Genomic DNA, 252 nt, shown 5'->3' on the forward strand with positions numbered 1-252 from the left:
GCCGGGTGTCAACCCGGCCACCACGCAAGCCGCAGGCGGCATCGTGCAGAGCGTTGGCGGCGCCGTGACTGCACTCGGCAACGGCCTTGGCAACGGTCTCGGCCAGCTTGGCGCGACGAAGGATCCGCTCGGTACCACACTCGCCAGCACGGGCGGCGTGGTCAACCAGCTCGGCGGCGCGGTCACGCAGACGGGCAACCTGGTCTCGAGCCTCGGCAGCGGCCCGCTGACGCCGCTGGCACCAGTCACGGG

The 252-nt window shown here is 72.2% G+C and carries 1 protein-coding gene; it reads left to right on the forward strand.

What is annotated here, in order from left to right; all coding sequences use genetic code 11:
* On the forward strand, positions 1-252 hold a 252-nt coding region (locus RG959_RS24580), incomplete at both ends, for a collagen-like triple helix repeat-containing protein (protein WP_342799344.1).

Origin of the sequence: Domibacillus sp. 8LH (genome assembly GCF_038806185.1) — a bacterium.
Lineage (GTDB): Bacteria > Bacillota > Bacilli > Bacillales > Domibacillaceae > Domibacillus > Domibacillus indicus_A.